The sequence below is a fragment of the Dietzia sp. CQ4 genome (genome assembly GCF_014145125.1).
Lineage (GTDB): Bacteria > Actinomycetota > Actinomycetes > Mycobacteriales > Mycobacteriaceae > Dietzia > Dietzia natronolimnaea.
Genome location: NZ_JAALDZ010000297.1, coordinates 1 through 9,361 on the forward strand (window position 1 = coordinate 1; position 9,361 = coordinate 9,361).

Consider the following 9,361-nt stretch of genomic DNA (forward strand, 5'->3'; position numbering starts at 1 on the left):
CGGACTCCAGGCACGGATCAACGCACTCTAAAACCGGAAGAGCCGGATAACGCTAGTGGGCCCCAAGCACAGTATTCGTGCGAACAGTGGGTGGCCCCAAGAGACAATGACTGTGGCCCCCGTGAAACGAATTATCAGTCAGGCGCGTAGCGCGCGCAGGAGATGGTTCGTCAAGAGTTTTACGTCGTTCGGGGTGTTTTGTATGCCGTTCCATCTTCGAGGCTCTTCCGCCCGGAACCTCCAGTTTCCGCTAGTCCATGCACAGTGATCAGCGAGACTTGCGAGGTCGCGGTCGATCCGAAGATTTGGAAGATCTGAAGCGGCGATGCCGTCGGTTAGCGTGTCCATCACGTATCCGAGCGATTGAATTCCCGCCCCGTGCGTGAGGCGGGACTTAGTGGGGGGAAGATCCCAGGCTTCTGGGAAAGTAGCTTGCACCATCTTCCAGAAAAAGTTTAGGTGCAAGACCATCTGGTCTATATCCCCGGTTCCATCCTCTGGGTTGCGGTACTGGTACAGAGCGCCCTCGTAGATGCTATTTTCAATCATCTTGAGAACGCTATTGTCCTTAATGTAGCCGTTTTCCATTGTCGGAGTCGAGATACGACCGGCGAAAGGTTCGACGTTTCCACCTCGGCTCAAATTTAATCGCGATAAGACAGTCGCCGGCAGCTGCTTCCGGGCGTATGAGGGGGGTAGGTGTCCGCTTGTGTCTGGAAGCAACTCATGAATGAGTCCCTTTGGCAGGGGTTTGGTGTTGTTGACGAGTATGAATTGGGAACGCTGTTCTGCTTCTCCATGTGCGATAAAACCTACTGCCGCGACCGGGTACTCTTCGAGTTCAGCATCTCGAATGGCTGCACTACGTTGCTGCCCGTCTACTAACCATGCCGGCTTTTGGTCCTCGGAAACTGGTTCATTAATGGGGATGACTAACTCGCCGGTGGTCACGTAGTCAACCGCTGATCCAGTGTTTGAGGGAACGAACTTTACTTGCTCGTTAAACGCGAGAACGATCGCGTTTGGTAACATCGCTCCGTCTGACTCCAGATACCGCCGGATAGCCCTAATGTGACTACGAACTTCTGGGCGCTGATAACCATGAAGGGCAACGTCCGGCCTGTGTGCTCGACTAACCGTCGCGAACTCGTCAAGCCGTTTGCCGTCCACGCCGAAAGTATAAATATGTTGCTGCCCCTGGCGAATTCGAAGGGCGGGCAGTCTTATTTCGTTGTTCTGATTCATGAAATACTCCGAACTCGACTCTTCAATGTGTGCATTCGTTGCGCAAGTACTGACATGTTGTGAAAACCTCGTCGCTTATTTCTTTCCGTGCCGCGGAAGATTATAATTTCGATACCGTATTCCGTGCAAAGGCTACAATCACAGAGTTTCCAGGGGGCGTCTGAAAGAGTCTCTTCATAGGCGAGAAGGTAAGACTTTTTAGCTTGGCATGTCAGTTCGTACTCGCCAATCGCGTCAAGGCAACCACGAATCGATGAGGCCGAACCGTCGTAACTTCGCAGGGCCCTCAACGCCTCACGTTCCGCCGCGATCGCTTGAGACTGTTTGACCGATCCTGAAAGGATTGCGCGCTTCAGTGTTGGATTGCCATCAACCTGAGGTACGCGTATCGCCACGTACGAACGGTTTGGGGTATGGTAGTTGTTTCGATCGTCCATAAAAGCCTGGCGGAAGGAGGATGTGCTATCGAAACTCGTGACTCCGTATTCCGCGAACAAATCCATGGAGCCCGCGCGGGTGATCCCGAGGAGATGTAGTTCGGTGGATGGAGTTAGTACGTCTCGAATTCTCTCAAGGCAGGAGACGATTTGATTCGTCCGTAGTGGAACCATTCCGCCCAGTGCGATTCGTTCATATCCTAATTCCTGAAGCGTCCTTACGCTATGGGCGAAACTGGCTGGACTCCACCCCTGGGCGGCGCCGACAGGTTGAACTTTGCTTTTTCGGTCGCGCGCGTGGCCAATGAATTGCTCAGCTAATCGCAGGGTTATATGTCTGCGTTCAACCCACTGGGGATCTACATCCGACTCCGAGGCGCCCGGTTCGTAGCCGAAAATGATGTGGTCGGTGCTTATGCCGGCGTCAAACCCGCATTCTTCGTAGAAGTCGAGTGTTTCGCTGGCGGTTACAGGCGGTACTTCTTCGTCAACGTAATTGAAGGCGCCGTTATCTCCAAGCGTATCGATGGTGTCTGGTAGCCGAAAGAATTGCCGCACACCCATTCGATAGAGGCGTGCTCGCTGCGCTCCAGTGTACTTGCCGGCACCCTTTACTGAGCCATCTACTATCGACTTGCTCACTAAAATTCCGTGATAAGGGGGCTTGTTGAGTATCTCGTGTGCGTAGCGGTCGTCTCTTTGGCGCACTCGGTGAGCAACGTATTCATCGCGATGAAAATTATAGGTTGGACTAACCAAATCCTGACTGTCAGGGAAGTAGAACTTCAATTGTTCGCCGTTCGTTCCGCTAAGTAGATGCGCACTAGGTAGTTTGATAGCGAACTGATGTGGCGAGGGGTATTTTGCAGGTCATTCCATGCAAAACCTAGGTCCTCCCAGATTCCGCTTGTCCATCTGCATTTCGAGGAGATTAGTGATAACTCTTCCATAGCTTTGGCTCGCGCCTGAGGATCGGAATCGTTTACGTGAGTCATCACTCTGTCCATCAGTCGTCCCATCGCTCTTACTCCAACGCCATGCATTAGGCGACTCTGCTTGGAAGGTACTGCCCATGCGTCGGGAAAAGTGTCTCGAACTGCTCCCCAGTATGCAATAAGAAGTCTTCGAATCCCCTCCGTATCCGTAGTGCCGTTTGCAATGTTGCGGTATGGGAACAAGACGCCAGAAGGTGACTCGATAGACTCTCTTATTGACTCAACGAGGCTCGTGTCCGTCACTACGGCGGTCTTCTTATTTTCAGTCGTCGTTGAAGCTCGACGAATAAGGTTGAAGAACGGAGACTCAGGGTCCTGGTTAAGCATGTCGACGAGCGCAGAGGGCAGTTGTTTAGTGGCCAAGCGGGCTGATGGGACGGCCGTGATTTCGGGAAGAAGTTCAGTAACTAGACCTGTTGGTAAAGGTTGCACTGTGTTGACCCGGAGAAATTGTTCCCGTTGTAGTTCCAAATTGGGTGCGATAAAGCCGGAGATGGGGACAGGAAGTCTGCTGTTTAGTGTTCTTGCGAGCGCCAAACTGCGTTGCTGGCCATCAACAATCCATGCAGGGCGTGGTCCGTCGGCCTCGAGGGATACGGGGATTTCAAGCGTTCCCGACACGGCTAGGCCGTCGGACGTGTTTGGTCCGCGACTCGATTTGAATTTTGCCTCGGGCGGTAGAGCAAGTATCAACCCGTTTGGGAATAGTGGTGCATCGGAGTCGAGGTACTCCAGGATCTGCTTTACGTGCTTTTTCTTTTCGGGCCTTTGGTATCCAATTAACCGGCCCGCCTCGTCACGTCCGATTCGTGACACGTCGGCGACCATGTCTACCTCTTCGGCGGCCAAGGTAAATAGGTAGAGTGGGATATCGTCGTTTTGCAGGACCTTTAGAGCTTTACGGGAGATCCACTTTGCTTCGCTCATGATCCCACCGCCTTATGAAAAAGGCCTGAGAATCGACGCTGCTCGCAGGCTATACCGGACTTGCGAAGTGAAGCAAGAGCATGTGTCTTTGATATTTTCGGATCGTGGGATCGCAGCGTCGCTATCAGTTCCAGTATCGCTTTGTCCGGTACCGCTGTTCGGTTGTGCTGCTCAAGTTTCCTAGACTCATCCGTCCACTCGCGCCAGAGGCCGTGGGCGTCTTCGCTGAAGGCGCCGACTGCGGTCGTGAGCTCCATCCACTTCGACGCGCTTCGGACGTTCAGGCTAGTGAGCGTCCCACCTAGCGCATGACGGAGTTGGCGATCTGCCGGGACTCGGTTTTCTAGGGGTATGTTTGCGGCTCCGCCGAAAACCAGTAGCTGACTCGGTTCGGTTCGTTCGATCAAGTCGACTCCTGCTGCGCGTGCGTAGTTGTCGGACAGGACCCATACCGCGCTACCGCCCCTTGGTACGTCGGCGTGGGGCAGGTTCTTCCACCACAAGCGTGCGTCGGTGTCGGTGTGTGCGACGGAGTCCGGATGTCGCGGTGTGAAAGTTGCAGAGTAGGCGGGGGCTTGATCGTTGAGGTTCTTGAGTCCCAGTCCAGCGGATGCAACAAAGACGTTGGGTTCGTAGCCGATCCGACGAGTTGTTGCGAACAGTCGCTTGGCCTGCGTCCATGCTTCTCCCTGGTATAAGTCGACCAGCCTAGTTGTACGGTCGGGTACTTCGAGGCGCGTTACCCAGTCTTGGACTCGTGATTCGAGGGGGGCGGCGCGGAGTGAGCGGGCTCTGAGTTCGTCCCTAGGGCCAAGCGACTTGCGGTCGGTGCATGCGACCACGATGGTCAACTGTCTGTCCACCATGGCTCCTCAAGTCGGCAACTGCAGCTTCCAAGAAGCTACTCTATCGTGTAGTTTTAACGCCAGTATCAGCCGAACACACTGTGGAAGCTTGAGGTGCCCCATGTCGCCAAGCGCTGTAGTGCTGCTCAGCGGTGGACTCGATTCCACCACCGTGCTCGCGTTCGCGAAGGCGGAGGGTTACGAACCCTTCGCGCTGAGCTTCCGGTACGGACAGCGGCACGAAGTTGAACTAGATGCTGCAAGGAGCGTTGCAGAGGCTGTCGGTGTTGTGCGACACGTCGTGTGCGATATCGACCTGCGTACGTTTGGTGGGTCTGCACTCACGGATAATATAGACGTGCCGAAGCATTCGTCGGTGGACGAACTCCCTGTTGACGAAGTGCCGATCACGTACGTCCCTGCCAGGAACACGGTCTTCCTGTCGTTTGCGTTAGCGTACGCAGAGGTCGTCGGGGCGACGGACATTTTCATCGGTGTCAGTGCTCTCGATTACTCTGGGTACCCGGACTGTCGGCCGGAGTTTATCTCGGCGTACGAACGGATGGCCAACCTGGCGACCAAAGCTGGGGTAGAGGGTGCGGGCCTACGTATCCATACGCCGCTGATCGATCTCAGCAAGGCGCAGACGATCGAGATGGGTATGCAGTTGGGTGTCGATTATTCATTGACGTCGTCGTGTTACGACCCTGACAGCCAGGGGCGGCCTTGCGGACAGTGTGATTCCTGCCTGCTCCGTCTCCGGGGCTTCGCCGAGGCGGGTTTGGCCGATCCTCTCTTGTATCAGGTTGGCAAGTCGTGACCTACAAGATCAAAGAGATCTTTTATACTTTACAGGGTGAAGGTGCCCACTCGGGTCGGCCGGCGGTTTTCTGCAGGTTCGCTTCGTGCAATCTGTGGACAGGCCGCGAGGCAGACCGCGACCGCGCGATTTGCAAATTTTGTGACACCGATTTCGTTGGCACCGACGGAGTTGGCGGGGGCAAGTTTGCGAGCGCGGACGAGTTGGCAACTGCAGTTGCTGCGAAATGGCCAGACTTCGCACTGGGGCAGCCGATGGTTGTATGCACCGGGGGGGAACCGCTGCTGCAACTTGATGATGAAGCAGTCTCAGCGCTTAAGGCGCGGGGTTTCTTCGTCGCGGTAGAGTCTAACGGGACTTTGCCGGCTCCGAATGGAATCGACTGGCTATGCGTGAGTCCCAAGAATGGATCCACCTTAGTTCAGAAGAGTGGCCATGAATTGAAGCTTGTTTACCCGCAAAGCGGCTTCGTGCCCCAGGAGTTCGAAGGCCTCGATTTTGATAGCTTCCGTGTACAGCCGATGGATGGCCCAGATGTGGCCTTGAACACCCAGTTGGCTGTGGAGTTCTGCCTGAATAATCCCCGTTGGCGCCTCAGTCTGCAAACACACAAATTTATAGGGATCGCATAATGTCACGCGCAGAAATATTCCGTGAGTTCACCTTCGAAGCAGCGCATCGGTTGCCGAACGTCCCGGAGGGACATAAGTGTGCGCGCCTCCATGGTCATTCTTACTTAGTGAGCGTCCATGTGATGGGCGAGATAGGTCGAGAGTCGGGTTGGGTTCAGGACTTTGGCGATTTGAAGTCGGCATTTGCGCCTCTAAGGGAGCAGTTGGACCATCGGTACCTCAATGAGGTGAGCGGACTCGAGAACCCCACCAGTGAGGTGCTCGCTGAGTGGTTGTGGGAGAGATTGAAGGTCGAGATCCCTGACCTCTCGGAGGTGCGAGTGAGGGAGACTTGCACGTCGGGCGTGATTTATCGAGGGAACTAGAACGCGGACGGAGCGGTTCCCCGTTGCTCCTTCCTCCCACCTGTACCTGTTTTTTTCTATCGTCGCGTACGTCACTGCCGTCGTATTGGCCAATATCGTCACGGATCGCTACGGCCTCGTTACTGTTGGATTCGGCTTATTGGTGACCGCAGGTACTTACGCGGCGGGTTTCGCACCCCTGGCCCGAGACTATGTTCACCGATACGGGGGTCGAACCTGGGCCATCGTTGCAGTGGCCGTGGGCGGAATTATATCCTGGTTTACTGCATCGCCTGCACTAGCAATAGCATCGACCGTCGCTTTTATCGGCGCGGAATTGATCGATCTCCTGGTTTATGTGCCGATTCGTCGGGCGCGGGGATTTGTTTTAGGCGCGCTCGCCTCGAACGTCGTGTCGGCGCCGATCGATACAGTTGTGCTCCTATATCTCGCTGGTTTTTCAATCACGGTGGGAACCATGGGTGGTCAGTTCATCGGTAAGGTGCTTTGGGCGACCATGGTGCCGCTAGCGTTGTATTGGCTTCTAGTTCACAATCGACGGCGTCGCCGCCTCTTGGTCCTCAGTCTCAAGGCCTTTCCCTCCTCATTCCGACCGTCCACTGACACTCATCAATCCCGCAACTCATCGTTGTCGGCCACCGGTATCGGGTCACACTCGTGAGACTCAGAGCGATGAGCCTAGGTGGGAACCCTTTGAGTCCACGGAAAAACCGCGACCGTCAGATGTGCAGTTCCCCGCCCAGGACCACGGTCGGATGCGGGGGCAGGTGGCAGGACTCGAGGAGTGCCGAGGAGTGCCGAGACGTGGAGGGCAGTAGCATCTCGTAGCCGCGCCTGGCTCGGAACGAACGCCCGAGTTAGCGCCCAGGCTCGGGGAAGCGACCTTGTCGTCGTCATCTCTCTTGTCCCGCCTGGGTATCACCAGGCGCCCGCGCCAGCGCGGTCGCCGACCCCGGAACCCCCAGGACCGCGCCAATCGGGTGGCCGCCCGGGTTTGCCCCAGGCAGGGCGACGAGCGAGAACGCGAAACCCAGGATGCCGGTCAGCACTCGGGTTGTGAGTTGTACCCAGGTCGAGACGTCACAGGCGACGAGGCCGAATCCGGTGAGCAGCGCCATCGCTGTGGACGTGGTGGAGAAGCTGATGGCCAGGCCGTCCATTGACCCCACAGCCAGAATGGGCTGCCTCGGCTTCACCGCTCTGGCACGGTTCCCCAGTCTGTAGATGATTTACTTCTCGGATGAGTGAGAGTGCAGGCGTGGTCGTCCCGGGTAGAGAAATGAAGCGAACACCGAGTGAGGTGATCTCTGCCCTGGGTGACGATCTGATGTATCAGCTGTCCACGGCGGGCCAGGAGTTGTTTCACAGCAACATTCTCTACTGGTTGGCCACCGAGGCGGCGGAGGAGTCTGCTGCGGTTTGGGCAGTATTTGGCCTGGAGGTGCCCACCGAGGCCTTCCGGGAATACCAGAAGGTTGACCTGCGCGTGGACAGCGGAGATCGCCATCTCTTCCTTGAGAACAAGGTCATGGCGCTACCTGATGCATCCCAGCTGGGGCGATACTCGGGCAAGCTGGAGGAACAGGGGTTCGGGGACACCTCGCAGTGGATACTCCTGACGCTCATTCCGCCGACGTTCAATACCGCTCAGGTCGGCACCGGGCGATGGAAATGTGTCACCTACGCCGACTTGCTGCCGGCCCTGCGTGAGGCGCGGGATGCGATGCCCGAGAGGGATCGCAATCTGGTTTCGCGGTACACGGACATGGTGGAACACCTGGTCGACCTTGCTGCGATGTGCGACCCGGCGCGAGACATGGAATCTCCGTTCTGGATGGATGCGCCGCTTCAGGACACGCTCGACAGAGCGAGGTTGGCGAGCCTGGTAAAGAAGCTCCAGATGGCACGGTGCACGCAGCGCGTCCGTGATGCGCTGCTCGACGTTGGACCGAGGCCGGACGGTGCCCGGGTGGAGGCGGGGCTGTCGACCCGGAGCAAGGGCGGGATTGTCCAGCACTTCATCGAGTACAAGTTCGGACGCGTCACCCGGCAGATTGGGTGGCAGCTAGAGGGCCGCCAGTTGCGGTTGGTGGGAATCCTCGGAGACAAGGAATGGAAGAGGATTGACCCCGATCAGCGAGGACAGGTCCTGGCGGAAGAGAACGAGGGGTATTTCTCGTTTGACCACGAATTCGAGGAGTTTTCCGACTTGCTTGAGCCCTATCTCGGCAAACGTGACTGGCTCCAATACGGAGAGCAGTTCCGCTACCGGTACTCCACGGTGAGCGAGCACACCACCTGGTCGCAACTCGTTGACCTATTGGTCCATGCCTCCGAGCGGGCCTACCGGCAGGCGTCGCTGCTAGGACGGTAACCACCACAGCTGGAGATTTTGCCTTCCCGTCCGCGCAGCCACCGCTGCCCGGTCCGAGACAGTCCTCCTCGTCGTCGCGCTAGGAAGAACTCGACGCCGCGCGGCACCCGACCGCGCGAAAGACTTGAATCTGTTCTAGACACTGGCCAACTCCGGCATGTCATTGTCAGTGACGACCCTCGGTTCATCCCCTCTCCTCAATAATCTCCTGGTCGAATCGGCCTCATGAATTACCCCACGGACCCTGAGGGGCGAGTCGTAGTTACCACGCCCCGTCGAGGAGTTCAGGGATGTGCTCGGCCTCACGAGAGTTCTTCATAGTGATTAATCGGGAGTTGTGGAGTCTGATCGCAGTGCCCAACGCCGGGTCAGTGAGGAGCCCCTGGGCAGTTCGGAGGTCACGGATGTGCAAGGTGGTCTGGTCGTCACTCAACGAGGTGAAGCCGCTGTCCGTCACCTGAACTGATTCCCCGATGAGGGCGGCGAGCAGGCTGCTCGCGCCGTCAGCGAGCATCGGACTTCGTGCCACCCAGAGCCTGACCAAGGGGCCGTCCTCGGACGCAGTCACGTCGGCAACGAAGTACCCACCGGCGTAGACAGACCTACAGAGTGGTTACTCGTGCCGGTGCGGAGACGGACCGATGGGTGGCCTCAGTGAGTTCGGGTCGCGGCAGGAACGGATAGTGCCCCGTGATGTGGTGGGAATCGGTTCCGCGTCTGG

At 57.0% G+C, this 9,361-nt stretch carries 10 protein-coding genes; 4 read left to right on the forward strand and 6 right to left on the reverse strand.

The window, feature by feature from the left end; all coding sequences use genetic code 11:
• Positions 1–138: 138 nt before the first annotated feature.
• Genes dbpB (G6031_RS15260) through G6031_RS15275 form a run of 4 tightly spaced genes read right to left on the reverse strand, consistent with a single transcriptional unit; the run spans position 139 to position 4,467 of the window.
• Positions 139–1,245 carry a DGQHR domain-containing protein DpdB gene (gene dbpB / locus G6031_RS15260; protein ID WP_182653709.1) on the reverse strand — a complete coding sequence of 369 codons (1,107 nt, stop codon included), beginning with the start codon at positions 1,243–1,245 and terminating at the stop codon, positions 139–141.
• Positions 1,242–2,471: a tRNA-guanine transglycosylase DpdA gene (dpdA, locus tag G6031_RS15265; protein ID WP_182653710.1), complete on the reverse strand. Its 1,230-nt coding sequence runs from the start codon at positions 2,469–2,471 to the stop codon at positions 1,242–1,244. Before dpdA ends, dbpB (G6031_RS15260) begins: the two co-directional genes overlap by 4 nt.
• Positions 2,468–3,604 carry a DGQHR domain-containing protein DpdB gene (gene dbpB, locus G6031_RS15270; RefSeq protein ID WP_182653711.1) on the reverse strand — a complete coding sequence of 379 codons (1,137 nt, stop codon included), beginning with the start codon at positions 3,602–3,604 and terminating at the stop codon, positions 2,468–2,470. The genes dpdA and dbpB (G6031_RS15270) overlap by 4 nt, the downstream gene beginning before the upstream one ends.
• Positions 3,601–4,467 (reverse strand): hypothetical protein, encoded by an 867-nt coding sequence (locus G6031_RS15275; protein ID WP_182653712.1) that lies wholly within the window; start codon positions 4,465–4,467, stop codon positions 3,601–3,603. The genes dbpB (G6031_RS15270) and G6031_RS15275 overlap by 4 nt, the downstream gene beginning before the upstream one ends.
• Positions 4,468–4,570: 103 nt before the next feature.
• Here G6031_RS15275 and queC point away from each other — a divergent pair, with 103 nt between their 5' ends.
• The 3 genes from queC to queD are packed head-to-tail and all read left to right on the forward strand — an operon-like array spanning position 4,571 to position 6,266.
• Complete coding sequence (gene queC, locus G6031_RS15280; RefSeq protein WP_182653713.1) at positions 4,571–5,269, forward strand: 7-cyano-7-deazaguanine synthase QueC; 699 nt, start codon at positions 4,571–4,573, stop codon at positions 5,267–5,269.
• Complete coding sequence (gene queE / locus G6031_RS15285; protein WP_182653714.1) at positions 5,266–5,901, forward strand: 7-carboxy-7-deazaguanine synthase; 636 nt, start codon at positions 5,266–5,268, stop codon at positions 5,899–5,901. Before queC ends, queE begins: the two co-directional genes overlap by 4 nt.
• On the forward strand, positions 5,901–6,266 hold the full coding sequence (gene queD, locus G6031_RS15290; protein ID WP_182653715.1) for a 6-carboxytetrahydropterin synthase QueD: 366 nt from the start codon (positions 5,901–5,903) through the stop codon (positions 6,264–6,266). Before queE ends, queD begins: the two co-directional genes overlap by 1 nt.
• 893 nt (positions 6,267–7,159) lie before the next feature.
• Here queD and G6031_RS15300 read toward each other — a convergent pair.
• Positions 7,160–7,426, reverse strand: coding sequence for a DUF6114 domain-containing protein (locus G6031_RS15300; protein WP_182653716.1), 267 nt, complete (start codon positions 7,424–7,426; stop codon positions 7,160–7,162).
• Positions 7,427–7,566: 140 nt separating this feature from the next.
• Here G6031_RS15300 and G6031_RS15305 point away from each other — a divergent pair, with 140 nt between their 5' ends.
• Positions 7,567–8,640, forward strand: coding sequence for a PD-(D/E)XK nuclease family protein (locus G6031_RS15305; protein WP_182653717.1), 1,074 nt, complete (start codon positions 7,567–7,569; stop codon positions 8,638–8,640).
• Between the two features lie 262 nt (positions 8,641–8,902).
• On the opposite strand, the gene G6031_RS15310 is transcribed toward G6031_RS15305, so the two are convergent.
• Entirely contained in the window at positions 8,903–9,169 is a 267-nt protein-coding gene (locus G6031_RS15310; RefSeq protein ID WP_182653718.1) for a hypothetical protein, read from the reverse strand.
• Positions 9,170–9,361 lie beyond the last annotated feature (192 nt).